Genomic DNA, 25425 nt, shown 5'->3' on the forward strand with positions numbered 1-25425 from the left:
CCGGCCCTGCTGGCCAATCTCCACCCGCCGTTCACCGTTGCCGCCGCTACCGTATTCGCGAGTAAACCCGCTCCTACGCCCGATCGGGGTGGACACACATCGGTGATTGACCACAGGCCCCTGTAGGAGCGGGTTTACCCGCGAAAGGGCCGGTACAAGCCACTACATGATCAGACCAGCTCCGCCCGCTTCAGCTCACTCTTCAGATAGGCATAGTAGATGGGCCCCGCCACGACACCAGGCAGCCCGAACGCCGCCTCGAATACCAGCATCGCCAGCAGCAATTCCCATGCCTTGGCACTGATCTGCCCACCCACGATCCGCGCGTTGAGGAAGTACTCGATCTTGTGGATGACGACCAGGTAACCCAGCGCCGCCGCCGCCACCCAGATCGACAGCGACAGGCCGACGATGGTGATCAAGGTATTGGACATCAGGTTGCCGATCACCGGCAGCAGGCCCAGCAGGAAGGTCAGCACGATCAGCGTCTTGGTCAGCGGCAGGTGCACGTCGAACAGTGGCATCACCACGGCCAGGAAAACGCCGGTGAAGATCGTGTTGAGCAGCGAGATCTTGATTTGTGCGAACACGATGTTGCGAAACGCCTTCACCAGCAGGCTAAGACGCTCGAACAGCGCCGCCGCCAGGGGCTTGCGCCGGGAAACATCGGGAATGCGCTGCAAAGCGATGATGGCGCCGAGGATCATGCCGATCAGCAGCGTCACGAACATGTGTGCCATGCCCTTGCCCACCAACTGCAAATCGCTCAGGTGGCTCTTGATCCAGTCGCCGATGGCCACCTTGAACTCTGCGGCACTGGCCGGCAGGTAGCCCTCGATGAAGGGTGGCAACTGACCGCGGGCCTGCTCGACCAGGGCAATGAACTTGTCCAGCGAGGCGCCAGGGTTTTCCGCCTCGTGCAGCAGGAAGCTGAAGGCACCGGCAATCAGCAGTGTCAGGGTGCTGACAACCAGCGTGCCGAGCAGCGCCACGGCCAGCCAGCGCGCACGCTGGCCAGCAAACAGCGGTTGCAGGCGCGGGGTCAGCATGTTGACCAGTTCGAACACCAGAAGACCGGCCAGCAGGCTGGGCAGCAACTTCAGGGGCAAAGCCAGCAGCAGCCCGGCCATGACGATGATCAGGCTGGCCAGGGTGATCTGACGGGGGGTAAAGGTCATACAGCCTCGACGGCAGACAGCGGGAATGCCGCAGTCTGCCAGCCTTGGCGGCGCAGGCATAGGCGCAGGTCATTTCTTCTTCAGGCAGTCACTCATGAACGCCTTGCGCTCGTCCCCCTTCAGGGCTTTGGTGGTGGCGTCAGCATTGCAGGTCTTCATTTTCTCTTGCTGGGTGTGTGGCACATCCTTTTTCAGGCAGGTGCTCATGAACGCTTTGCGTTCATCGCCCTTGAGGGCCTTGGCGGTGGCGTCGGCGTTGCAGGTTTTCATTTTTTCCTGCTGCGCGGTATTGGCAGCGAAACCTTGGGCACTGAACAACACCGCCAGCGCCAGTAACGGGATTTGCAGCACTTTCATGGAGTGGTCTCCTGGGCTCCGCGCCCGATGCACGGGGTCGAGCTGAGTGTAGCCAAGAATGTTCAGCGCCCCGCCCGCGCCTGCCGGCGGTACTGCTCGGGCGTACACCGGGCCTGGCGCTGGAACATGGCGATGAACGCCGAAGCGCTGCTGTAGCCAAGGTCGAAGGCAATGGCCTGAATCGGCAGGCCGGCTTCCAGCGCTTCGATGGCACGCAGAAAACGCAGGCGCAGGCGCCATTCGCCAAAGCTGATGCCCAGTTCGCGCAGAAACTGGCGGGCCAGGGTGCGTTCGCTGACGTGCACGCGGGCGGCCCAGTCGGCCAGCGGGCGGTTGTCCCCCGGCTCGGCGCTGAGCGCGCCGAGCACCTGGCGCAAGCCATCGCTGTGGGCAAACGGCAGGTAGCAGGCCAAGGTGGGCGCCAGCAGCAACTGGTCAAGCAGTACCTGTACCAGGCGCTGGTCACGCTCGTCCTCGGCCACCTTGAGATTGCGCCGGGCGAAGTCACCGAGGATGGCCTTGAGGATGTCACTGATCATCAGGCTGCACGGGCGCGCTGGCAGGGCTGCGCACAGGCTGCGGTCGAGGTAGATGGAACGATAGACGATGGCCTGGGGGTTGTAGCAGCCGTGCTCGGTGTCGGGCGGCACCCAAACGGCGTAGTGCGGCGGCGACAGGAAGCGCTGGCCGGCCACATCCAGATGCATCACGCCGTGGGCGGTGTAGTTCAGCTGGCCCCAGGCGTGTTGGTGCACGGCGCTGTGGGTGTCGGCAACGAACTCGTCGTGGCGGAAGTACACCGGGGCCGGCAGTTGGGTGAACTGGGGGATATCGAGGTATTTACGCGGCATGCTGTCTGCTTTGCAGGGTCGGTTGTCTGGATAGAAGTATAGGCTTGTAGACAGACATTCGATAATACAGGCCTATCGAGGGCCTGCCTTGCTGGCTTTCGCGGGCTCGCCCGCTCCCACAGGATCTGCGCCAGCCTCCAGGTCTGTGTATCCCCGTAGGAGCGGGTTCACCCGCGAAGGGCTGCAAAGCAGCCCCATTCCAGCCCCCAACGAGTACCCTGCTGCATGAACTACCTGTTCCCCCTCACCGCCATCCTCATCTGGGCCGGCAACACCGTGGTCACCAAGATGTCGGCTGGCGCCATCCACCCCGCGGAGATCGGCTTTTACCGCTGGCTGCTGGCCGCCTTGCTGTTCACCCCGTTCCTGCTGCCCGCCGTATGGCGCAACCGTGCAGCCATCCGTCCGCACCTGGCCAAGGTGTTCGTGCTCGGCGTGCTGGGCATGGCGATGTACCAGAGCCTGGCCTACTTCGCCGCTGGCATCACCAGTGCCACCAACATGGGCATCATCCTCTCGCTGATGCCGCTGATGTCACTGGCGCTGTCCATCGTCTGGCTGGGCCAGCGCCTGAGCTACGGTGCCTTGTTGGGCGCGGTGGTGTCATTCTTTGGCGTGCTTGAAGTGGTCAGCGCCGGCCACCCCGCCAGCCTGCTGCAGCAAGGGCTGAACAGCGGCGACCTGTTGATGCTGGTGGCCACCTTGGCCTATGCGCTGTACAGCTTCCTGCTGAAGAAATGGCAGCTGCGCCTGCCGCCGATGCAGCTGTTGTACCTGCAGATCCTGGTGGCCATCGTCGTGTTGCTACCGCTGTTCCTGCTGTCGGACAAGACCGGCCTGAACAGCCACAACATCGGCCTGGTCCTGTATGCCTGCGTACTGGCCTCGATGGTCGCGCCACTGGTGTGGATGCAGGCCGTGCACCGTCTGGGGCCCAGCCGCACCACGCTGTTCTTCAACCTGCTGCCGCTGGTCACTGCGCTGATCGCCGCCGTGGTACTCGACGAGCAACTGGCCAGTTACCACCTGGCTGGCGGCTTGCTGACCCTGGCCGGCGTAGTGCTGGCCGAACGCTGGACCACACCGATCCGCCGCCAAGGCGCTTGAGCTAAAGCCCTGCCGCCTTGAGCCGGGCGGCATGTTCGGTGAACAGCCGCACCGGCTCGGCGCCTTTGCCCACTGCACCGAGTGACTGGTTGACGATGTCCAGGTGATCGAGCGGGTAATCGTCGCCGATCACCTGCCCCAGGTGCGAACTGAAACGCCCGACCATGCCATCGCAATGGCCCTTTTCCTTGATGAAGCTGCGTGCGAACAGGCGGCAGAAGCGGCTGCTGCCGTCGAAGCGGTTGCGCCCCTGGTCTGTCAGGCCCGGTTGCAAGGTGCCGGACCAGGAGTAATAGCGTACGCCATTGACCTCATAAGCCCCTTCCCCACCCCAGGTTTGCGGCAGGCCCTGTGGATAAGCCTGGTTGAACAGTGCCACCCCGGCGCTGGTCAGCGACTGGTGCGAGGCGTGCACATCTACCGGCAGCGGCTCACGACGCCAGCCGGTTTCCAGCCACACCAGCAGCACGGCAAACCCATGCAGCACAGCCTTGAGGATGCGCCCCTGGGGTGAATCGCCCGGTGCCGTGCGTTCCAGGTGGTCGGCCAGCTCGGAGCCATGGTTGGGCCCCGCCACCGAGGTGACCGACGCCACCCGCCCCGGCCGTTTGGCCGCTGCGTAACGCGCGCTCAGGGCGCCCTGGCTGTGGCCGATGAGGTTGACCTTGTCGACGCCGGTACGTTGGCAAATGTCGTCAATGATCGCCAGCAACTGTTCGCCGCGCACCTCGCTGGAATGCAGCGGCGAAACCTGCACCGGAAACACCTGCGCCCCGCCCTTGCGCAAGGCCGGCACAATGCCGAACCAGTAGGGGTAGAGCACCATCCGGACAAACCCGAGCATGCCCGGCACCAGCACCAGCGGGTATCGCGTGGCCAACTCCTGCTGCATTGCCGCAGCTCCTTTGCGTGGACGACGGGTCAACACTACAGCGGCCATGATGACCATCGCAATCGAACTCCTGGCGCGCGCTGTGGTTCAAAACCACACAGACCCTTTGCAAGGAGCGGGACCATGTACAAGCAGACCCTGGCGATCCTTCTGGCAAGCGCCACCCTGGCCGCCTGCGGCAGCCGCCCGGAAAACCCGGTGGATTACGTCACCTACCGCGACGAGCCGCTGGTCAAGCAGGTGGAGCACGGTATGACCATGCAGAAGGTCATCGCCATTGGCGGCAGCCCATCGAACGTGATCGACCTGCCGCACGGGGGCACCTGCAACGACTACATCCTCAACCGCGATGGCAATCAGCAGCCCTACTACGTGCGCTTCGATGCCACCGGCCATGTCGATGCCAAAGGCTTCAAGACCTGCAAACAACGCCAAGAGGACAGCGACGCCCTGCATGGCGCGTAAGCCTGCGCTCCAACCTGACCCTGACCCCTGCTGGAGATAACCATGAGCAATGTTGAACTGACCGATGTGAAAACCCTGCGCGAGCGTGCACGCCAGCATGTGGAGCAAGGTGCAGTGACCGAGGGTTACCACGCCGACCGTGAGCAGATCCTGCGCCTGCTTAATGAATCGCTGGCCACCGAACTGGTCTGTGTGCTGCGCTACAAACGCCACTACTTCATGGCCAGCGGCATCAAGGCCGGTGTGGCTGCCGAGGAATTTCTGGAACATGCCAACCAGGAAGCCGAACATGCCGACAAGTTGGCCGAGCGCATCGTGCAACTGGGTGGGGAACCGGACTTCAACCCCGACAACCTGACCAAGAACTCGCATGCCCAGTACGTGGCCGGCAACTCGCTGAAAGAGATGGTGCTGGAAGACCTGGTGGCAGAGCGGATTGCCATAGACAGCTACCGCGAGATCATTCAGTACATCGGGGATAAAGACCCGACTACCCGTCGTATATTCGAAGACATCCTGGCGCAGGAAGAAGAGCACGCGGACGATATGTCCGACCTGCTGCAAGGCCTTTGATTTCTGACACTCTCCTGGGGCCGCTTGCGGCCCCTTGCTATTTCCGCGCTTTCACTGTCGCCGGCGCCTTGCCTGCCTTCATCTGCTGCAACAACGGCGTGCACTGGTTCGGGTCATCCCCGCTGCTGGGCGCGATCAGCGCCAGCAACCCTGCCGCCGGCCCTGCAACCACACCCAGCGCAACCATCCCTGCGCCACGTAACGCCAGCGGCAGCGCCTGCACACCGGCGTTCGGTCTGGCGAACGATCCGCGCACATACAACGGTGAACGCAGCGAGAACAACCGCAGCCCTTTCGATTCCGGGGTGATGTTCAAATCCAGTTGCTCGGAAGCGAAATTCGCCGTGCCGTCGATGTAGATGATCGCGTTCTCGGTATCGAAGATGAACAGCCGCGTAGTCGCCAGGCCATCCTTGATGCCAACATCGGCCGCCGCACAGTTGATCTTCACGTCCTCATCACCAAACAGCTTGCCGACCACATAGTTGCCCACGTTCAACCCGGCAATTTCCATCAGGCTGCGGCTGATGGCGCCATCGTTGATCAGCATGCGCAGGTCGCCATTGGCTGTCCCCAGCAAGGCGGCTACCGAGTTGCCACGGCCGCTGATGTCGGCGTCGCCATTGAGCTCACCAAAGCTGGTCTGCATCGGTGCAAAGGTGGGGAACAGTTGCTTGAGCTTGAAGCCGCGAGCAGTCAACTTCGCACGCCCCTGCAAGGGCACACTGCGCCCGTCCAGGCGGATGTTGGAGGCCAGGCTGCCGCCGGCCACGCCAAAACGTAAGGGCTCCAGGCGCAACAGGCCGTCTTCGAGCATCACATGGGCCGACAGGTCAGTGAACGGCAGTTGCGCGCTGTGCACGATGCGCTTGCCAGCGAAAGTGACGTCAGCATCCATCGCGCGCCAGCGCTCGGTGCGAAACGCCTCCACTGGCAGCACCTTGCCCACAGGCTGCTTGCTGGCACCGCCGCGGGCCTTCTGTTCGGCATTGGAGTCGGCGCCGATCAGCGGCGCCAGGTCCTTGAACAGCAACTGGTTCGATACCAGGTTACCGGACAGTCTGGGCCGTGGCTGGCTGGCAACGAAGGCCAGGTCCCCGTGGATATCGCTGTCGCCGATCTTGCCGTTGAAGCCGTGGTAATTGAACGTCGCCCCTGGCGCCGCACGCAGGTTGGCGTTGAGGCGACCGTCGGTGGAATAGGCCGGGGTGTCAGGCAAGGTGACCCCGGTCAAGGGGTAGAGGTTACCCAGGCTGGCACCCGACAAACGCAGGCGCAGGTCGAGGGCGCCAAGATTACGCGGGTCGGTGAGGGTGCCGGCGAGGACCACATGGGTGTCGGCGATGCGCACGTCAGCCTGCAGCGGGAACGGCTGGCTGGCGTCCTGCAGGGCCAGCAGGCCACCGATCTTGCCGGTGCCGGACACTGGCTGGCCTTTATAGCGGCCCTGGGCCTTGAGGCCGAAGGCATAGTCCTGCGCACCACCGACCTTCTCGGCGCTGGCCTTGCCGACAATCTCACTGAACGGGATTGGTTTGCCAAGCGGGTCGATCTGCACCTTCATGCTGGTTTTCAGGGTCTGGTCGTCGAAGCTGACATTGCCCTGATCGAAGCCGATGGCGCCGATGTCCAGCTGCCATTTGGAAGGTTCAGCGTTTTCATCCTTGGGGCCGAAGTCGAAGACCCAGTTGGCACGGCCATCGGCCAGGCGAGTGAGGCTGGCAGTGGGCTTGGTGAGGTTGATGCGGGGTATGCTGATTTGCTGGAGCACCAGCGGCAGCGGCGCCAGGCGAAACTCCACGCGCTCAAGGCCGACCATTTTCGGCTCCTTGAGCCACTCGGGGTTGCCCAACGTCAGGTCTTCGGCAATGAAGTGCGGCCAAGGCACCCAGGCACGCCAACCGCCCTCTTCGGGCTCGGTACGCCAGTGCACGGCGAGGTTGCCGTTGATCGCGAAGGGCCGATGCAAGGCTTCGGAGACCTTCTCGTTGAGCAGTGGCTTGACGCGGTTCCAGTCGAAGGTGGCAATCACTACCACCAGGATCGCCAGCACGGTAAGCAGGCTGGCGAGGGTCCAGACGAGGATTCTGGCGGGACGCGTCATTGCGTAAATCTCCTTGCGGCATGACAGAAAACAGGCGCAGCGATGGCCTCAATAACTCCGACTGATGAAAACCCGTGAGGTTTTATCGATGGCGCCATGATAGCGAAGTTTTTCCTGGCCTCTTGCTCAGGAATTCGGCGCACCAGGACGTACCTGTTACCCACCGCCAACAATGCCATGGGGTTTCCAGAACGCCTGTAATGTCCGGAATAGAGGCCTTTCCAACCTCTATCAATATGGTCGATTGTTACCATTACCCATATGAACTTCTCTCTGGCGTTACGCGGCGTAGCATTGGCTCCGTACCCACTTTCCAGCCCCCGAGAGGAGCACCGAAATCATGAAACGCCATCTGCTGACCCTGACCCTGTCCCTTCTGGCCGCCAACGCTTTCGCCCTGCCAGCGTCCGAGCAACACCTGACATCCGAAGCGCGCTCCAGCGCTGCCGAAATTGCCCAGCCGCTGAAAACCGTAGCTGAAGGTGGTTCCGATCGACTGATCGAACGTACTGGCCGTGTCGCCGAAGGTGGCTCGGATCGCTTGATCGAACAAGCTGGCCGTGTCGCTGAAGGTGGCTCGGACCGCCTGATCGAACAAGCTGGCCGTGTCGCTGAAGGTGGCTCGGACCGCCTGATCGAACAAGCTGGCCGTGTCGCTGAAGGTGGCTCGGACCGCCTGATCGAACGTACTGGCCGTGTCGCTGAAGGTGGCTCGGACCGCCTGATCAAACAAGCTGGCCGTGTCGCTGAAGGTGGCTCGGATCGCCTGATCGAACAAGCTGGCCGTGTTGCCGAAGGTGGCTCGGATCGCCTGGTTGAACTCAGCCGTGTGAGCTGATCGCCATGGCCGAAAAGAACAACTTCTGTCACAACGCTTGCTCCCCTCCAGGCCCGGTCCATTGACCGGGCTTTGTTTTTTTATCTAGAGTGCCCAGCCTGACCGTTACAGAAGCCCGCACCATGCTGCCGCGCGCCGAACAGAAGCTACAGACCCGCCAGGCCCTGCTCGATGCCGCCTGCCTGCTCATGGAGAGTGGCCGTGGTTTCGGCAGTATCAGCCTGCGCGAAGTGGCGAAGACAGCTGGCATCGTGCCGACCGGCTTCTATCGGCACTTCTCCGACATGGACGCCCTGGGCCTGGCCCTTGTTGCCGAAATCGACACCACCTTCCGCCAGACCATCCGCCTGGTGCGCCAGAACGAGTTCGAACTGGGCGGCATCACTGACGCCTCGGTGCGCATCTTCCTCGACGTGGTAGCCGCTCACCGCGCGCAGTTCCTGTTCCTGGCCCGCGAGCAGTACGGCGGTGCACAGGCCGTGCGCCAGGCCATTGCCCGCCTGCGCCAGGATATCAGCGACGACCTGGCCACCGACCTTGCGCGAATGAAGCGCTGGCAACACCTGGACAGCGCAGCGCTGGCGGTGATGGCCGACCTGGTGGTCAAGACCGTGTTCGCCACCCTGCCCGAGCTTATCGACAACCCGGAAGCGGGTTATCCACAGGCCCTGACGCCTCAGGAAAAAATCACCCAGCAGTTGCGCTTCATCTTTGTCGGGGCACGGCATTGGCAGGGGCTCGGCAACCCAGGCTACTGAAACCCCACTTCTGCTACCATGGCGCCCTGCCCGACAGCGACGAGCGCCTAAATGTCCGACCCCCGCCCCACCCTGCCCGAACTGGCCCGCTTCAACCAGCACTTCGCCGAACGTATCGTGCCGCTGTGGCAAGGCCCGGGCTGGAACGCCGACATGGCCCTGCCCTACGAAGCGCTGGACGCCCAGCACCATCCGTTGCCGGTGCAGCGCTACCGCGCCATGGCCTGTGCACGCCAGCTTTACCTGTTCAGCAGCCGTATCGGTCAGCCGGGTGCCGCCGAGCGTGCCGCAGCCCTGTTTCGCTCGCTGCAAAAGCACTTCCACGATGCCGAGCACGGTGGCTGGTTCTACAGCATCGACGCCCACGGCAAGCCGCTGGACCGGCGCAAAGACCTGTATACCCACGCCTTCATCGTGTTCGCCTGCGCGCACTACTGGGGCAAAGTGCGCGAAAGCCTGGTGGAGTCCACGTTGAATGCCGCGCTGGCCATCATCGACCAGCAGTTCACCCGTGACGATGGTCTCTTCGAAGCCTGCCTGGGCGAAGACTGGGCCGACCTCGGCAGTGGCCCGCTGCAAAACCCGCAGATGCACCTGGCCGAAGCGTTCCTGCAGGTACTGGCTGTGCGTGGCGACGAACATGTCCGCCAGTCGTTGCTGCAACTGTGTCAGGCGCTCGAGGCACACTTCATTGAACCGGCCCATGGCCTGATGCTGGAAAAGCCACGCGGGGTTGTGGATAACTGGTTCGAGCCGGGGCACCAGTTCGAGTGGTTCTATCTGTTGCATACCTCCCCGCTGCTGCGTAACACGCCGCTACATGCCTCAATTGACCGGGCTTTCAGCTTTGCCGAGCAGTTCGGGGTGAAAGATGCGGCAGTGCTGGCAATGCTGAATGTGGATGGCCGGGTGCTCGATGCCTCCCAGCGCATCTGGGCGCAGGCCGAGTATCTGCGGGCGCTTGCGTTGCGCGCGGGTGGCGAGGCGAAGCTGACGGGGCAGTTACAGGCGCTGGAGGCGCGGTTCCTGCGTGACGCCGGCTGGTATGAATGCAGGGATGGTGAGGGGGCGGTTAGCCGGCACGATATGCCTTCTACTACGCCTTACCATTTAGCGACCTGCCTGGAAGGGTTGCTGCGCCCGAGCTGACGTATTTGGCAGGCAAGCCTGCTCCCACAAGCTGCACTGCCCTTGAAGCTGTTGGGTCTTTGTGGGGGCCTCCGCCAATGGGCCGCAAGGCGGCCCCAGCAACAATTATCAGCCCTTGGCCGAACGATCGATCGAGAACCCTGCCCAGTCCTGGCTCACCGGCATCAGTTCCAGGCTGTTGATGTTGATGTGTGCCGGCTGATTGAGGATCCAGAAGATGGTCTCGGCAATATCCTGTGGCTGGATCGGCTCCGCACCCGCGTAGGTAGCATCGTACTTGGCCTGGTCGCCCCCGAAGCGCACCAGCGAGAACTCGCTCTCGCACAGGCCCGGCTCGATGTTGCTCACACGCACGCCGGTACCGCGCAGGTCGCAACGCAGGCTCAGCGAGAACTGCCCGACGAAGGCCTTGGTGCCGCCATACACGTTGCTGCCCGGGTACGGATAATTGCCCGCCACAGACCCGACATTCAGGATCGTCGCGCCACGGCCATGGGCGATGAGCCGTGGCAGCAGCAAACGAGTGGTGAACATCAGGCCCTTGATGTTGGTGTCGACCATGGTTTCCCAGTCGTCCAGGCTGCAGTTCTGCGCAGCATCCACACCCAGCGCCAAGCCGGCGTTGTTCACCAGACCGCGAATCTTTTCAAAGCCGACCGGCAGATGGGCAATAGCCTGCTCCATGGCCTTGCGGTCACGCACATCCAGCACCAGGCCATGCACTTCGGTCTTGGTCGACAGTTCAGCGCACAGGGCATCCAGGCGCTCTTTGCGGCGCCCAGTGAGTACCAGCTTCCAGCCGGCTTCGGCGAAGCGGCGGGCGGTGGCCTCGCCGAAACCGGAAGTCGCGCCAGTGATGAATACGGTGGACGTCATGCTCTGTTCCTCACGGTAGGTTGTCATGGCAGCTTTGCAGCATGCCCGCGCACGGCGCAGGCAGCAAGCCGCTAAGGGGCTGTTCATTTTTTGTTCATACTCGTCAAACCCTTGCTGCAGAGGGCTCGCCGCCAGGTATGCGCATGTTATCCACAAGGCTTTCCCCACGGATTGGGGGCAACTTGTTCACTGCACGGAACCCTTTCAGCGCTCCGTGGTCGGTGGACATCTTTCAGGTGATGGCGCAAGGCTTTCAAGCATGCCGCCTGCAGCGGTCTGTCCAACGTTTTTTCACAGAGTTATCCACAGGCTTTGCGCTGCGCACGAAGTGCACGCAGGGCCTTTGAAAACTGGGGAAAACCATCCACTAAGGGGATATGAACAAAAAATGATCATATCGCTACAGGGCCTGAGTCTAAAGGCATCGAGCGATATGCCACCATGTTTTCCACAGGCGGCTCCACATTATCCGTGGAAAAGATATGGCCTGTGGAAACAATGGCTTGCGGGGGAATATTGGCGTGTGGCGAGAGAAGGGAACGACAAGTTTTCCACATTGGGAAGGGGCTGCATTGCAGCCCCTGCATACCACTCAGTGCCCACCAAGATAAGCGTTACGCACTTCCTCATTGACCAACAGTTCCTGCCCGGTCCCGGTCATGCGAATCTGCCCGTTGACCATCACATACGCCCGGTCCGACAGTTTCAGCGCATGGTTGGCGTTCTGCTCCACCAGGAAGATGGTCATCCCGGTCTTGGCCAACTCTCGCAGGGTAGAGAAAATCTGCTTGACCACGATCGGCGCCAGCCCCAGCGAGGGCTCGTCCAGCAACAGCAACTTCGGCCGGCTCATCAGTGCCCGGGCAATCGCCAGCATTTGCTGCTCGCCACCGGACATGGTCATGGCCCGCTGGTTACGCCGCTCCTTCAACCGCGGGAACAGCTCGTACATGCGCTGCATGTCTTCGTCGGCATGCTTGTCGCCAATGGGGATGGTCCCCATCATCAGGTTCTCTTCGACGGACATGTCGGGAAACACCCGGCGCCCTTCCGGCGACTGGGCAATGCCGTTGGAGGCGATGTAGTGCGAGGATTTGCGGGTGATGTCGGTGCCGCGGTACACGATACGCCCGGATGCAGCCCGCGGCTGGCCGAAAATCGACATCAGCAGGGTCGACTTGCCGGCACCGTTGGCACCGATCAGGCTTACAGTCTCGCCCTCGTTGATGTGCATCGAGACTTTCTTCAGCGCCTGGATCGGCCCATAGAAGACGTCCAGGTCCTTCAGCTCGAGAATGGGTGCACTCATACCAGTTCCTCTTCGTCTGCACCCAGGTAGGCGGCAATCACCGTCGGGTTGTGGCGGATGTCCTGCGGCGCACCTTCGGCAATCACAGTGCCGTGGTCCAGCACCACGATATGGTCGGAAATGCTCATGACCATACCCATGTCGTGCTCGATCAGCACCACCGTGATGTCGTGCTCGTCACGCAGCACACGGATCATGCGGCTGAGTGCCTCGGTTTCCTGCGGGTTCAGGCCCGCCGCCGGCTCGTCCAGGCAGATGATCTTCGGCCGCGTGCACATGGCCCGGGCAATTTCCAGGCGCCGCTGCTGGCCATACGACAGCTCGCCGGCCAGGCGGTTGGCGCAATCGACCAGGTCGACCACTTCCAGCCAATAGAAGGCGTGATCCAGTGCATCGCTTTCGGCCTTGCGGTAGGCCTTGGTGTTGAGCACCCCGGCCAGCAAGTTGCGGTTGACCCACATATGCTGGGCCACCAGCAGGTTCTCCACCACCGACATTTCCTTGAACAGGCGAATGTTCTGGAAGGTGCGCGCCAGGCCGGCGCGATTGACCAAGTGGGTACCACCGAACATCTTGTAGTACATACGGTTGGCAAAGCGCGCAGGCGATAAGAAGTCGGCCGCCTGGAAGCGTTCGCCGAGCAGTTGGATGACGTTGGTGTGGCTGCCACGCACGTTCAGCTCGATACGTCCGCCACTGGCCTTGTAAAAGCCGGTCAGGCAGTTGAACACCGTGGTCTTGCCGGCGCCGTTAGGGCCGATCAGGGCAAAGATCTGGTTGCGCCGGACCTTCAGGCTGACGTCGCTGAGCGCCTTGATGCCACCGAACTGCATCATCAGGTTGTCGACCGAGAGAATGATATCGTCGCTCATGGCGCCACTCCTTTACGCGGGGTCACACCGGCACGGCTGATGCGGATCAGCCCACGCGGTCGCCAGATCATCATCAGCACCATCAGCACGCCGAACAACAGCACGCGGTACTCGGAGAAGCTGCGCAGCAGCTCCGGCGCCACGGTCAGCACGAACGCGGCGATGACCACGCCCACGGTCGAGCCCATTCCGCCCAGCACGACGATGGCGAGGATCAGCGCCGACTCGAAGAATGTGAATGACGACGGGTTGACGAAGCCTTGGTAGGTGGCGAAGAACACCCCCGCCAGACCGGCAGTCGAGGCACCCAGAGTAAAGGCCGACAGCTTGACCAACACGTGGTTCAGGCCCATCGAACGGCAGGCGATCTCGTCTTCGCGCAGCGCTTCCCAGGCCCGGCCGACCGGCATGCGGGTCAGACGATGCTTGATGTACAGCACAGCCAGCACGACCATGAACAGCACCGCGTAGATGAACACGAACTTGAGGCTGGCGTTGTACTCGAAGCCGAAGAACTCGTGGATCGGCACGCCGCCATCCTTGGCCCGGCGGCCGAACTCCAGGCCGAAGAGAGTGGGTGAGGGCGCCGGCATGCCGTTGGGGCCACCGGTGAACGATAGCCAGTTGTTCAGCACCAGGCGGATGATCTCGCCAAAGCCCAGCGTCACGATCGCCAGGTAGTCACCGTGCATGCGCAACACCGGGAATCCGAGGATGCACCCCGCCAGCGCCGCAGCGATGGCCGCCAACGGCAGCACGCTCCAGAAGCCCAGCCCCAGGTATTGATAACCCAGCGCCAGGCCGTAGGCACCGATGGCATAGAACGCCACATACCCCAGGTCGAGCAGGCCGGCCAGGCCGACCACGATGTTCAGGCCAAGGCCCAGCAGTACGTAGATCAGGCCGAGGATGACCACGGTCAGCAGGTACTTGTTGGCGAAGATCGGGAAAACGATGGCAATCACGATCAGCGCAGGGATGATGTAGCGCAGGCGCGACTTGTAGTCCGGGGCGGTCACATGCACGCCCGAGCCACCGCTGTCGAAGCCCAGGAGCATGCGTTGCCCGGGGGCAGTCTGCAGGAACAGGCTGAGCAGGAAGCGCCCAACCATCACACCGCCGACCAGCCAGGCCACGCGGCGCGGCTCGGCATTGAAGGTGTAGCCGTCAAGTACCACGCCAACGACCGGACCGAACACGATAAGTGCCAGCAGGCCAGCGACAATGGTCTCCAGCAGGCTGCGTTTAAGGTCGAAACCCTTGGTTTCGCTAACAGAGGCAGTTTTGGCAACGGACATGTTCACACCTTAGCCACGAGCGGGCGACCCAGCAGGCCTTGTGGGCGGAAGATAAGGATCAACACCAGCAGCGAGAAGCTGAACACATCCTTGTAGTCGGAGTTGATCAGGCCTGAGAACAGCGACTCGGAAATACCCAGGATGATCCCGCCGAGCATCGCACCCGGCAGCGAGCCGATGCCACCGAGCACTGCGGCAGTGAACGCCTTGATACCGATGATGAAACCGGCGTAGAAGTCGAAGGTGCCGTAGTTCATGGTGATGAGCACGCCTGCCAGGGCGGCCATCACTGCACCGATGACGAACACGTAGGAAATCACCCGATCGGTGTTGATACCCAGGATCGAGGCCATCTTGCGGTCTTGCTGGGTGGCACGGCACATGCGGCCGAGCTTGGTGTACTTGATCACGTAGGTCAGCAGGCCCATGCCGACGAATGCCGCCACCAGGATAAAGATCTTGGTGTAAGTCAGTTGCACGAAGCCGGTTCCGACTTCGACACGCATGGCGCCTTCCAACAGGGTTGGCACGCCTTGCTGGCGGGCGCCCTGGCTGATCTGTGCGTAGTTCTGCAGGATCAGCGAAATGCCGATGGCACTGATCAGCGGTGCCAGGCGGGTGGAGTTACGCAGCGGTTTGTAGGCGATGCGCTCGATGGTGAAGCCATAAACGCCGGTGACGACGATGGTGAACAACAGGGTGCCCAGCATCAGCAGGGGGAACGATTCGACACCGAAGTAAGCCAGCAATGCCAGGCTGATCGCCGCGAGGTAAGCGGAGATCATGTACACCTCGCCGTGCGCGAAGTTGATCATGCCGATAATGCCATAGACCATTGTGTAGCCGATGGCGATCAGGCCATAGACCGACCCGAGGGTCAGGCCGTTGACCAGTTGCTGCAGGAAAATACCATCCATAACGCAATCTCACCTGATTGAGATTGCACGAGCGCCGACCACGGCGCGGGCCACCTGTGCGGGGCCCTCGCAGCGCAGAACTGTGCAGATCTACGAATAAAGACAGGTACCGCGGGGCTTTGGGCCCGAGCAACAGCCCGGGCCGCGGGCCGTTGTTATTTTTGTTTTTCCAGCTGGTGGTATTTACCGGTCTTGTCCCACTGGTAGACCACGTAGTCGGAGACGGTCAGGTCGCCCTTGCTGTCCCACTTCTTCTCGCCCATGACGGTCTGCACCGGGTTGGCCTTGAGCCACTTGGCAGCGTCTTCGCCCTTGTTCGACTTCGCGCCGTTGAACGCGGCAGCCAGGGCCTGCAGCGAAGCGTAGGCGTACAGGGTGTAGCCCTCAGGTTCGGTGCCGGCCTTACGGAACTCTTCCACCACCGCCTTGCTGTCTGGCAGCAGGCGCGGGTCGGCGCCGAAGGTCATGTACACGCCGTCCACGTATTGCGCGCCGCCGGCGGTGGACACCAGTTCGTCGGTGACGATGCCGTCATCGGACATGAACTTGACGTCCTTCAGGCCCTGCTCGCGCAACTGGCGAACCAGCGGGCCGGCTTCCGGGTGCAGGCCGCCGAAGTAGACCACGTCGGCACCCGTAGAGCGGATCTTGGTGACCACCGCACTGAAGTCTTTCTCGCCACGGGTCAGGCCTTCGTACAGCACGGGCTTCACGCCGCGCTTTTCCAGCTGCGCCTTGGTCGCGTCAGCCAGGCCCTGGCCGTAGGTGTCCTTGTCGTGCAACACCGCGATCTTCTTGCCCTTGAGCACGTCGACGATGTAGTCGCCAGCGACGATACCCTGCTGGTCGTCACGGCCGCACATGCGGAACATCGCGCTCAAGCCGCGCTCAGTGACCGCTGGGTTGGTGGAGCCTGGAGTGATGGCAATCACGCCCGCCTCGTCATATACCTCGGACGCCGGGATCGTGTTGGAGGAACAGAAGTGGCCCACCACGCCGATCACCTTGTCCTGATCGACCAGGCGGTTGGCCACGGACACGGCTTGCTTCGGTTCACAGGCGTCATCGCCTTTGACCAGAACGATTTTCTCGCCATTCACGCCACCGGCGGCGTTGATCTTGTCGGCCGCTGCCTGCGCACCTTTCATGTACTGCTCGCCAAACGCTGCGTTTGCCCCGGTCATGGGGCCCGCTACACCGATCTTGACGTCGGCCTGAACATACGAAGAAACACCCAGGGCCGTAGCTACGGCCAGAGCCAGGAAACCTTTCTTGTAAAACGTCTGCGACATGAGGTGGTGCTCCTAGAGTTTTTTTGGTTGGCACTACAACTTCTCAGCCTGGTACTCCGAGCAAGGGTCGTGCCATCGGTTTTGTCTTCCGGGAAAACACACTGTGAAGGGTGCCTGTAGGCGACGGGCGGCCTTTTCTTTATTGAGCGTGCAACCGTCTGCCACGCGGCAGGCGCCACCATACATACAGACAAGGAGCAACCGTCGAGTGCCATCATTGCAACCCTGGCAAGTGTTTACGTGCAACCGACCTGTAACAGCGGGACGTCACCGAACTGCACACCGCTGGTGCACGATTGCTACAGGCGGCACCGTTTCAAGGCTAGCTTGTGCACGGAAAAACACCTCTGTTTAGGCCGTTCCGGCCTCTTCGCGGGCAAGCCCGCTCCTCGTCCCCGCACCGTGTAGGAGCGGGCTTGCCCGCGAAGAGGCCGGAACAGCCACACAAGGGGTAAAAGGCTGGCACAATGTCTGCCAATCGCCGCTTCCGGAGCCCCCTTGATGAGCGAAAGCGCATTCGCCGAGCGCATCGTGCACAACCTGCTCGACACCGACTTCTACAAACTCACCATGATGCAAGGTGTGCTGCACAACTACCCGGACGCCGACGTCGAATGGGAATTCCGCTGTCGCAACGGTGAGGACCTGCGCCCCTACCTCGGCGAAATTCGCAATCAGCTCGAACGGCTTGGCGACCTCACCCTGGACGATGGCCAGCTGACCTTCCTCGAACGCATCAGCTTCCTCAAACCCGACTTTTTACGCTTTCTGCGCCTGTTCCGCTTCAACCTGCGTTACGTGCACGTCGGCATTGAAAACGACCAACTGTTCCTGCGCCTGAAAGGTCCATGGCTGCATGTGATCCTGTTCGAAGTGCCGCTGCTGGCCATCATCAGCGAAGTACGCAACCGCAATCTGCACCCGCACATGCGCCTGGCCGAGGCGCGGGACCAGTTGTACCGCAAGTTCGACTGGCTGCGCGCGCATGCCAGCGATGACGAGCTGGCCGAACTGCAGGTGGCCGACTTCGGCACCCGCCGGCGCTTTTCCAGCCGCGTGCAGGCGGAGGTGGTACGGGTGCTGCGCGACGACTTCCCCGGCCGCTTTGTCGGTACCAGCAACGTCGACCTGGCATGGAAACTGGATATCAAACCGCTGGGCACCATGGCCCACGAGTGGATCATGGCCCACCAGCAGCTCGGCCCACGGCTGATCGACAGCCAAATTGCCGCGCTGGATTGCTGGGTACGCGAGTACCGTGGTCTGCTCGGCATCGCCCTGACCGACTGCATCACCATGGATGCCTTCCTCGGCGATTTCGACCTGTACTTCGCCAAGCTGTTCGACGGCCTGCGCCATGATTCGGGCGAGCCGGTAGCCTGGGCGGAAAAGGCCATTGCCCATTACCAGAAACTGGGTATCGACCCGATGACCAAGACCCTGGTGTTCTCAGACGGCCTCAACCTGACCCGCTCACTGGAAATTTTCCGTGCCCTGCGCGGCCGCATCAACGTCAGCTTTGGCATCGGCACCAACCTGACCTGCGACATCCCGGGCGTGGCACCCATGAGCATCGTGCTTAAAATGACCGACTGCAACGGCGCGCCGGTGGCCAAGATTTCTGATGAAGCCGCCAAGACCCAGTGCCGCGACGAGAACTTCGTCGCCTACATGCGTCACGTATTCAAAGTCCCCAGCAAGGAGTAACCCATGCAAGCGGTTCAGCAAGAGATTGCCCAGGCGCTGAAGGTACAGCCGCCGTTCGCCGACGCGGCAGCGCTCGAGGCCGAAGTCGCCCGGCGCGTGGCGTTCATCAAGGACTGCCTGGCCAACGCCCGGCTCAAGACCTTGGTGCTGGGCATCAGCGGTGGCGTCGACTCACTGACTGCCGCCCTGCTCGCCCAGCGTGCCATCAACGAGCTGCGTGCCGAGACCGGCGACAAGGCCTACACCTTCATTGCCGTGCGCCTGCCGTACCAGGTACAGCATGATGAGCATGACGCCCAGGCATGCCTGGAAGTGATCAAGGCGGATGAAGTTCACACTGTGGATATCGCCCCGGCAGTGCGTGCATTGGCGGCCGAAGTGGTGGAGTTGAAAAACGGCTCGCCGACGCTGGTGGACTTCGTGGTTGGCAACGTCAAGGCGCGTACCCGGATGGTCGCCCAGTACACCATCGCTGGCGCCCGCGCAGGTCTGGTGATCGGTACCGACCACGCGGCCGAGGCAGTAATGGGCTTCTTCACCAAGTTTGGTGATGGTGCCTGCGACCTGGCGCCGCTGAGTGGGCTGGTGAAGAATCAGGTGCGGGCGATTGCGCGTAGCTTCGGTGCGCCGGAATCACTGGTGGAGAAGGTGCCAACGGCCGACCTGGAAGACCTGGAGCCGGGCAAGCCGGACGAAGCGTCACATGGCGTGACCTACCAGCAGATCGACGCCTTCCTGCATGGGCAGCCGGTTGACCAGACAGCGTTCGACATCATCGTCGCCACCTACCGCAAGACCCAGCACAAGCGCGAACTGCCGTTCGCACCTTGATAAGGCTATAGAAAAACCTGTAGGAACGGGTTTTCCGCGAATACGATGGTGAACCCACCGACGCATTCGCGGGTGAACCCGCTCCTACAGGGTTCGCCGTCAGCCTTTGATTACTTGACCACGACCTTGCCTTTCATCATCGAGATGTGGCCCGGGAAGGTGCAGAAGAAGCTGTAGTCACCACCGGCTTCCAGCTTGGATGTGTCGAACTTCACTTCGGTTTCTTTCTCAGGCGCGCCGATCATCTTGGTGTGAGCGATGATCGCGGCGTTGTCAGCCTTCAGGTAGTCCTTATCCAGACCCTGGCTCATGCCTTCGGTGGCAATGGCCTGCATGTCGGCAGTCTTGCTGATCACCAGGTTGTGGCCCATCACGTTCTTCGGCAGGTTGCCGGAGTGGGTCAGCTTGACGGTGAATTCCTTGCAGCTCTTGTCGACAGTGAATTCCTTGCTGGTGTAGGACATCTGGTCAGTCGAGTCGACAGTGACCGAGCACTCGGCGGCGAAGACAGAAGCGCTGGCGAGGGTCAGCAGAGATACCGCTACAGCTTTCGCAAACATCATGAATCTCCTTGGCAGGGTTTTATCAATTGCGAGACTGCCTGAAACCGTTCAGCCCCTTGGTGATATGGGTCAAGGGGGCGTCAAGAGGCCAGCCAGTAAATTTGTTCAATGGATTGTATACAACAATTCTAACGGCACATCATGCCCTTTTATTGGACGATGAGACAACCTCTCATTTAGGAGCAATACCAAATGCCCATCTCCAACTTCCTCAATAGCCTGCTCGCTGCCTACGCCCACGGGGCCACAGGTGCAATCTGCGAATTCTCCCGGCCGGAATGAACCCGCCCTTGGAACTGACAGGCATGCGCCGTACCCTGTGCGCCTGAGTGACAGGAGATGAGCAATGCCCGTACGTTCCGTTTGTGTGTTCTGCGGCGCCAGCATGGGCGCCAACCCTGCCTACCGTGAAGCAGCCGTCGCGCTGGGCCAGGCCATTGCCCGCCGTGGTTTGACCCTGGTGTATGGCGGTGGCGCGGTCGGCTTGATGGGTGTGGTGGCAGATGCGGCCATGGCGGCCGGTGGCGAAGTGATCGGGATCATTCCGCAGAGCCTGCTGGACGCTGAGGTCGGCCACAAGGGCCTGACCCGCCTGGAAGTGGTGGATGGCATGCATGCGCGCAAGGCCCGCATGGCCGAGCTGAGCGATGCCTTCATTGCCTTGCCGGGTGGGCTGGGTACGCTGGAGGAACTGTTCGAAGTGTGGACCTGGGGGCAGCTGGGCTATCACGCCAAGCCGCTCGGGCTACTGGATGTGAACGGTTTCTACGACAAGCTGGGCGGGTTCCTCGACCATATCGTCGAAGAAGGTTTCGTGCGCCCGCAACACCGGGCGATGTTGCTGCTGGGGCAGCAGCCAGACGAGCTGCTGGACGGGATGGACAGCTTTGTGGCGCCGGTCGCGCCTAAGTGGGTCGACAAGCAGCCTGACTGATCCAGATGGATGGGCCGAACACTGACCCTGTGGGAGCGGGTTCACCCGCGAATCGATAGTGGATCTACCGACGCATTCGCGGGTGACCCGCTCCCACAGGGCTCTATGTAGCCTTCAAAATCAGCGGGGAATGACAGGCTGACGCGGCTTCTTGTTGCCCTTGCCGCCCTTGCTCGCCTCTTTGCGCTCCTTGGCCGCCTGCTGGTTACGCGCAAACGCCTCGGCCTTGGCCTTCTCGCGCTTGTCCCACGGCTTGCTGCCATCGCTGCCACGCGGCGGCAGGCCGGTGTGCTGGGTCAGGATCTTCTGGTCCTTGCCCACCTTGTGGCTCCCCGCCGGGGTCGAGTTCTTGCGGCGTGCGCTCTGGTAGCTGTCGGTCTGCGGCTGGTGCGCCGGAATCAGCTGGTGCTTGCCCGGCCCGATCAGGTCGGCGCGGCCCATTCGCTGCAGCGCTTCACGCAGCATCGGCCAGCCCTTCGGGTCGTGATAGCGCAAGAACGCCTTGTGCAGACGGCGTTGCTCGTCGCTCTTGACGATCTCCACCCCTTCGCTCTTGTAGGTCACCTTGCGCAGCGGGTTCTTGCCTGAGTGGTACATGGCCGTGGCCGAGGCCATTGGCGACGGGTAGAACGCCTGTACCTGGTCGGCGCGGAAGCCGTTGCCCTTCAGCCACAGGGCCAGGTTCATCATGTCTTCGTCGGTGGTACCGGGGTGTGCGGCAATGAAGTACGGGATCAGGTACTGCTCCTTGCCCGCTTCTTTCGAGAACTTCTCGAACATGCGCTTGAAGCGGTCGTAGGTGCCGATACCCGGCTTCATCATCTTGTCCAGCGGGCCACGCTCGGTGTGCTCCGGGGCAATCTTCAGGTAGCCGCCAACGTGGTGGGTGACCAGTTCCTTGACGTACTCCGGCGATTCCACCGCCAGGTCGTAGCGCAGGCCGGAAGCAATCAGGATCTTTTTCACACCCGGCAAGGCACGGGCCTTGCGGTACAGCTCGATAAGCGAGCTGTGGTCGGTATTGAGATTTTCGCAGATACCCGGGAACACGCACGACGGCTTGCGGCAGTGCTTCTCGATATCGGGGCTTTTGCAGGCGATGCGGTACATGTTGGCAGTCGGCCCGCCAAGGTCCGAGACCACGCCGGTGAAGCCCGGCACCTTGTCACGCATCTCTTCGATTTCGTGCAGGATCGACTCGTGCGAGCGGTTCTGGATGATGCGGCCTTCGTGCTCGGTGATCGAGCAGAAGGTACAGCCACCGAAGCAGCCACGCATGATGTTCACCGAGAAACGGATCATCTCGTAGGCCGGGATGCGCTCCTTGCCATAGGCCGGGTGCGGCACACGGGCGTAAGGCATGCCGAACACGTAGTCCATTTCCTCGGTGCTCATGGGGATGGGTGGCGGGTTGAACCACACATCCACTTCACCGTGCTTCTGCACCAGCGCGCGAGCGTTGCCCGGGTTGGTCTCCAGGTGCAGCACGCGGTTGGCATGGGCATAGAGCACGGGGTCGTTACGCACCTTTTCGAAGGATGGCAGGCGGATCACCGACTTTTCCCGGGTCACGGCCGGGCTGTCGAGAATCTGCACCACCTTGGCTTCGTTCGGATCCTCCTGGTCGCCCTTGGCCTGCTCGATGGCGCAGGCCTGGGTGTCCTGGGTGTTCACGTACGGGTTGATGATCTTGTCGACGCGCCCCGGGCGGTCGATACGGGTGGAGTCGATCTCGTACCAGCCCTGCGGGGTATCGCGGCGCACGAAGGCGGTGCCGCGCACGTCGGTGATGGTCTCGATCTTCTCACCGTTGGACAGGCGCTGGGCCACCTCGACCACCGCACGCTCGGCGTTGCCGAACAGCAGGATGTCGGCGCTGGCGTCGATCAGGATCGAGTGACGAACCTTGTCCTGCCAGTAGTCGTAGTGGGCGATGCGGCGCAGCGAAGCCTCGATGCCGCCGAGCACGATCGGCACATGCTTGTAGGCCTCCTTGCAGCGCTGGCTGTACACCAGGCTGGCACGGTCCGGACGGCTGCCGGCCAGGCCACCAGGGGTGTAGGCATCGTCGGAACGGATCTTCTTGTCCGCGGTGTAGCGGTTGATCATCGAGTCCATATTGCCGGCGGCCACACCGAAGAACAGGTTCGGTTCGCCGAGCTTCATGAAGTCGTCTTTCGACTGCCAGTTCGGCTGGGCAATGATACCCACGCGGAAGCCTTGGGCCTCCAGCAAACGGCCAATGATGGCCATGCCGAACGACGGATGGTCGACGTAGGCATCACCGGTCACGATGATGATGTCGCAGGAATCCCAGCCGAGCAGATCCATCTCCTCCCTGCTCATTGGCAGGAAAGGTGCTGGCCCGAAGCATTCGGCCCAGTACTTGGGATAGTCGTAGAGTGGTTTGGCTGCTTGCATGTCAGTGACCGGTTCTGGTGTGCAGGGAAATCGCGGGCGCGGAATATAGCACAAATTTTGACCAAATCCGACTGGATTCGTGGGGATTGGTGGGCAGGGCGACGGTTGGGGGATGGACGTGGCAGGTGGTTGGCTTGAGGGGTGTAGTGGGGTTGCCAGGAGTTCATGCAACCTGAAGCCAACCCCTCACTGCCTCATCCACAGCTCAGCATCATCCATCAGCGCCTTGGCCATCGCACTCATGGTAATGGGCAGCCCAGATCATCATCGGCTTCTCACCCATCAACCCGGTGATGGTCAGTTCGCGCACATAGCCCATCAACTCCGAAGACTGCTCGCGGGCGTCTCTAAACTGCATCCCGGGCTCGATGCGGAACAACGGGTGGGGTAAACCCGCTCCCTCAGGTACGGTGCAACTCTTGAAGCCTATGGTGAACCTGTAGGAGCGGGTTCACCCGCGAAAGGGCCAGCCCAGGCAACACATCAACGAAGCCTTACAGCAGGCCCCTGCCCCTGCATCGGGTTGTCTTCAAGAAAAGGGGGATCGTGGGGTGGATCGGGGCAAGGCGATTACTCACAGGAAAACCTGAGCCTGCTTAGACCGATGGCGATCGCGCCCCCTGCTGAGCGATCGCAATTCCTTCAGATTTTTACTGAATGTTTAGCCTATCCAACCCTGAGAAAGTGCTAACCAGCTAATTATTGGTGCTTTTTTCTTTATCTCTCAAGAATTGTAGGAATCGACCTTCTAGTCTTAGTAAAAAATCCTACATTAACTTTCCTCAACAAATCCCGAGAAGATCTTGAACCCCAAAAAAAACAAGTGCTACAACAGTGACGCGCTGAAAGGCACACTCAAACCAACTCTATAGGAGCACTAGCCACGGGACGTCGTCGTTCTGAAATCCACACTCTGCAGATCTCACGCGTGATGAACTACACATTCACCGATTCCGAGGTTGAATTTCTCAACCTTCTGTAAAGACAAACCAGAAGGGCCTTAGCTCCTTCTGGCTCTACCAAGGATCAGTACCCGCTTTTCACCCTCCGCATACCGATCTCAGCGTGCGCGGGCAAGTCAAGCGAACACTGATCAACTTGGAAAAACATAACAAGATCGCATTCTATCGCACACTTTATGAGCACCCGAATCTCGCTACAGTTGTTCAGGTGTTCATACCCGGACTTGAACGTTTCCACCTGATCAGATCAGGTATTCCAGTCGCGCCACAGAGTGCACTCAAAGGCATAAGGCAATGACATGCAAATCTATAGAGGAATTCTCGCCGCCCTCGGCGCGACACTGCTCCTGAAAATCGCGACCGTCGTACCTGCTCTAGTCTTGGCCGACATCATTGACAACCTGGCCACCTCAGCCGCGTCTTCCCAGCTTCTGCTAGGAGCCTTCATATGCCTTGTCGCATTACAAGCCTCTATGACCCCTCTACAAGCCTAGTGCCTGGCGCGGCTTTGCCAGGACCGCGTGAAGCAACTTTCCATCCGCTGGTGCCGCGAATTGCTGGACAAGCGCTTCGAGGCCTATGGACAACTCCATGGCGGAACACTGGTAAAAGTACTGGATAGGGGCATTACCGCACAGGAGCGGTGGTTGGGCTTTCTGATTGGCTCGGCATGGCCGGTGCTAGCCGAAGCTGCAGTGCTGATAACGCTCTTCGCTTACGTGGGGCTACTTCGGTATTGATCGGCCTCATCCCTTTGAGCCTGGCCTACCTGTGGGCCAACGATCGCCTGGTGCGCTGGCGCCGGCCACATATCGAGGCAGTGAACGCGCGCGAGGATGAACTGGCGGAACAATGGGTGGATACCTTCGCCAGCGCAGCAACGGTCAAACTGGAAAAGGCCGAGGATGCTGCAATGCTCCCGGTCAACCAGACACTTTCGCACTATGCCGACTCAGCAGTGCAGGTAGCTCACAGTGGGGGTTGGATTCAGAGCCTGCGCACCCTGTTCATAGGCCTGGGCAGTGGCGGTCTGCTCATGTGGGGTATCCATGATCAGGCTCTGGCAACACCGCAATTGAGCCTGGGCGAGCTGGTTGCTCTCTTCACCTTGGTGAGCGGATTGCTGGCAGGGGTTGCGCAACTTGCTGAGGCCTGGCGATTGCTAGACCAG

General features: G+C 61.4%; 23 protein-coding genes and 2 pseudogenes. 11 read left to right on the top strand and 14 right to left on the bottom strand.

Annotation, left to right across the window (positions count from 1 at the left end):
- Window positions 1–170: 170 nt before the first annotated feature.
- The 3 genes from ACF8RA_RS04670 to ACF8RA_RS04680 all read right to left on the bottom strand — a co-directional run bounded on the left by ACF8RA_RS04670 (window position 171) and on the right by ACF8RA_RS04680 (window position 2386).
- Complete coding sequence (locus ACF8RA_RS04670) at window positions 171–1178, bottom strand: AI-2E family transporter (protein WP_176683173.1); 1008 nt, start codon at window positions 1176–1178, stop codon at window positions 171–173.
- Window positions 1179–1247: 69 nt separating this feature from the next.
- Window positions 1248–1535 carry a PsiF family protein gene (locus ACF8RA_RS04675; RefSeq protein ID WP_176683172.1) on the bottom strand — a complete coding sequence of 96 codons (288 nt, stop codon included), beginning with the start codon at window positions 1533–1535 and terminating at the stop codon, window positions 1248–1250.
- A gap of 62 nt (window positions 1536–1597) precedes the next feature.
- On the bottom strand, window positions 1598–2386 hold the full coding sequence (locus ACF8RA_RS04680) for an AraC family transcriptional regulator (protein WP_392460341.1): 789 nt from the start codon (window positions 2384–2386) through the stop codon (window positions 1598–1600).
- A 225-nt stretch (window positions 2387–2611) separates the two neighbouring features.
- On the opposite strand from ACF8RA_RS04680, the gene ACF8RA_RS04685 reads away from it, so the two are divergent.
- Window positions 2612–3493, top strand: a complete 882-nt coding sequence (locus ACF8RA_RS04685; protein ID WP_176683170.1) for a DMT family transporter — start codon at window positions 2612–2614, stop codon at window positions 3491–3493.
- Between the two features lies 1 nt (window position 3494).
- Here the strand turns inward: ACF8RA_RS04685 and ACF8RA_RS04690 are convergent, their stop codons facing one another.
- Window positions 3495–4385, bottom strand: a complete 891-nt coding sequence (locus ACF8RA_RS04690) for a triacylglycerol lipase (RefSeq protein ID WP_209963162.1) — start codon at window positions 4383–4385, stop codon at window positions 3495–3497.
- 123 nt (window positions 4386–4508) lie between these two features.
- Here ACF8RA_RS04690 and osmE point away from each other — a divergent pair, with 123 nt between their 5' ends.
- Both osmE and ACF8RA_RS04700 read left to right on the top strand, forming a co-directional pair.
- Window positions 4509–4850 carry an osmotically-inducible lipoprotein OsmE gene (gene osmE, locus ACF8RA_RS04695; RefSeq protein WP_392518840.1) on the top strand — a complete coding sequence of 114 codons (342 nt, stop codon included), beginning with the start codon at window positions 4509–4511 and terminating at the stop codon, window positions 4848–4850.
- Between the two features lie 42 nt (window positions 4851–4892).
- The gene (locus ACF8RA_RS04700) at window positions 4893–5423 is read left to right on the top strand and encodes a bacterioferritin (RefSeq protein WP_209963156.1); all 531 of its coding nucleotides are present in this window, start codon (window positions 4893–4895) and stop codon (window positions 5421–5423) included.
- A 37-nt stretch (window positions 5424–5460) separates the two neighbouring features.
- On the opposite strand, the gene ACF8RA_RS04705 is transcribed toward ACF8RA_RS04700, so the two are convergent.
- Window positions 5461–7527: an AsmA family protein gene (locus ACF8RA_RS04705; protein ID WP_392518841.1), complete on the bottom strand. Its 2067-nt coding sequence runs from the start codon at window positions 7525–7527 to the stop codon at window positions 5461–5463.
- Between the two features lie 340 nt (window positions 7528–7867).
- Between ACF8RA_RS04705 and ACF8RA_RS04710 the strand changes: the two genes are divergently transcribed.
- The 3 genes from ACF8RA_RS04710 to ACF8RA_RS04720 all read left to right on the top strand — a co-directional run bounded on the left by ACF8RA_RS04710 (window position 7868) and on the right by ACF8RA_RS04720 (window position 10272).
- Window positions 7868–8365, top strand: coding sequence for a phage infection protein (locus tag ACF8RA_RS04710; RefSeq protein ID WP_392460338.1), 498 nt, complete (start codon window positions 7868–7870; stop codon window positions 8363–8365).
- 122 nt (window positions 8366–8487) lie between these two features.
- Window positions 8488–9123, top strand: coding sequence for a TetR family transcriptional regulator (locus tag ACF8RA_RS04715; protein WP_003249603.1), 636 nt, complete (start codon window positions 8488–8490; stop codon window positions 9121–9123).
- 51 nt (window positions 9124–9174) lie between these two features.
- On the top strand, window positions 9175–10272 hold the full coding sequence (locus tag ACF8RA_RS04720; protein ID WP_392488480.1) for an AGE family epimerase/isomerase: 1098 nt from the start codon (window positions 9175–9177) through the stop codon (window positions 10270–10272).
- Window positions 10273–10380: 108 nt separating this feature from the next.
- On the opposite strand, the gene ACF8RA_RS04725 is transcribed toward ACF8RA_RS04720, so the two are convergent.
- The 6 genes from ACF8RA_RS04725 to ACF8RA_RS04750 all read right to left on the bottom strand — a co-directional run bounded on the left by ACF8RA_RS04725 (window position 10381) and on the right by ACF8RA_RS04750 (window position 16836).
- Window positions 10381–11148: an SDR family oxidoreductase gene (locus ACF8RA_RS04725; RefSeq protein ID WP_176683164.1), complete on the bottom strand. Its 768-nt coding sequence runs from the start codon at window positions 11146–11148 to the stop codon at window positions 10381–10383.
- A 592-nt stretch (window positions 11149–11740) separates the two neighbouring features.
- Entirely contained in the window at window positions 11741–12457 is a 717-nt protein-coding gene (locus tag ACF8RA_RS04730; RefSeq protein WP_176683163.1) for an ABC transporter ATP-binding protein, read from the bottom strand.
- Window positions 12454–13329 carry an ABC transporter ATP-binding protein gene (locus ACF8RA_RS04735; protein ID WP_176683162.1) on the bottom strand — a complete coding sequence of 292 codons (876 nt, stop codon included), beginning with the start codon at window positions 13327–13329 and terminating at the stop codon, window positions 12454–12456. The genes ACF8RA_RS04730 and ACF8RA_RS04735 overlap by 4 nt, the downstream gene beginning before the upstream one ends.
- Window positions 13326–14627 carry a high-affinity branched-chain amino acid ABC transporter permease LivM gene (gene livM, locus ACF8RA_RS04740; RefSeq protein WP_176683161.1) on the bottom strand — a complete coding sequence of 434 codons (1302 nt, stop codon included), beginning with the start codon at window positions 14625–14627 and terminating at the stop codon, window positions 13326–13328. Before livM ends, ACF8RA_RS04735 begins: the two co-directional genes overlap by 4 nt.
- A gap of 2 nt (window positions 14628–14629) precedes the next feature.
- Entirely contained in the window at window positions 14630–15544 is a 915-nt protein-coding gene (locus tag ACF8RA_RS04745) for a branched-chain amino acid ABC transporter permease LivH (protein WP_176683160.1), read from the bottom strand.
- Window positions 15545–15699: 155 nt separating this feature from the next.
- On the bottom strand, window positions 15700–16836 hold the full coding sequence (locus tag ACF8RA_RS04750; RefSeq protein WP_176683159.1) for a branched-chain amino acid ABC transporter substrate-binding protein: 1137 nt from the start codon (window positions 16834–16836) through the stop codon (window positions 15700–15702).
- A gap of 501 nt (window positions 16837–17337) precedes the next feature.
- Here ACF8RA_RS04750 and pncB point away from each other — a divergent pair.
- On the top strand, window positions 17338–18543 hold the full coding sequence (pncB, locus tag ACF8RA_RS04755; protein WP_176683158.1) for a nicotinate phosphoribosyltransferase: 1206 nt from the start codon (window positions 17338–17340) through the stop codon (window positions 18541–18543).
- 3 nt (window positions 18544–18546) lie between these two features.
- Entirely contained in the window at window positions 18547–19374 is an 828-nt protein-coding gene (nadE, locus tag ACF8RA_RS04760; protein ID WP_176683157.1) for an ammonia-dependent NAD(+) synthetase, read from the top strand.
- Between the two features lie 110 nt (window positions 19375–19484).
- Here the strand turns inward: nadE and azu are convergent, their stop codons facing one another.
- Window positions 19485–19934: an azurin gene (gene azu / locus ACF8RA_RS04765; protein ID WP_129933869.1), complete on the bottom strand. Its 450-nt coding sequence runs from the start codon at window positions 19932–19934 to the stop codon at window positions 19485–19487.
- A 349-nt stretch (window positions 19935–20283) separates the two neighbouring features.
- Between azu and ACF8RA_RS04770 the strand changes: the two genes are divergently transcribed.
- On the top strand, window positions 20284–20871 hold the full coding sequence (locus ACF8RA_RS04770; protein ID WP_176683156.1) for a TIGR00730 family Rossman fold protein: 588 nt from the start codon (window positions 20284–20286) through the stop codon (window positions 20869–20871).
- A gap of 120 nt (window positions 20872–20991) precedes the next feature.
- Here ACF8RA_RS04770 and ACF8RA_RS04775 read toward each other — a convergent pair whose 3' ends face one another.
- Window positions 20992–23292, bottom strand: coding sequence for a YgiQ family radical SAM protein (locus tag ACF8RA_RS04775; RefSeq protein WP_176683155.1), 2301 nt, complete (start codon window positions 23290–23292; stop codon window positions 20992–20994).
- Between the two features lie 186 nt (window positions 23293–23478).
- Window positions 23479–23650: pseudogene (locus ACF8RA_RS04780) on the bottom strand (DUF3077 domain-containing protein).
- A gap of 1125 nt (window positions 23651–24775) precedes the next feature.
- On the opposite strand from ACF8RA_RS04780, the gene ACF8RA_RS04785 reads away from it, so the two are divergent.
- On the top strand, window positions 24776–24994 hold the full coding sequence (locus ACF8RA_RS04785) for a hypothetical protein (protein ID WP_392518843.1): 219 nt from the start codon (window positions 24776–24778) through the stop codon (window positions 24992–24994).
- Window positions 24991–25425: pseudogene (locus ACF8RA_RS04790) on the top strand (ABC transporter); the annotation flags it as partial. The gene ACF8RA_RS04785 and the pseudogene ACF8RA_RS04790, both read left to right, overlap by 4 nt.

The sequence above is a fragment of the Pseudomonas sp. FYR_5 genome, assembly GCF_043106315.1.
Taxonomy (GTDB): Bacteria; Pseudomonadota; Gammaproteobacteria; order Pseudomonadales; family Pseudomonadaceae; genus Aquipseudomonas; species Aquipseudomonas putida_Y.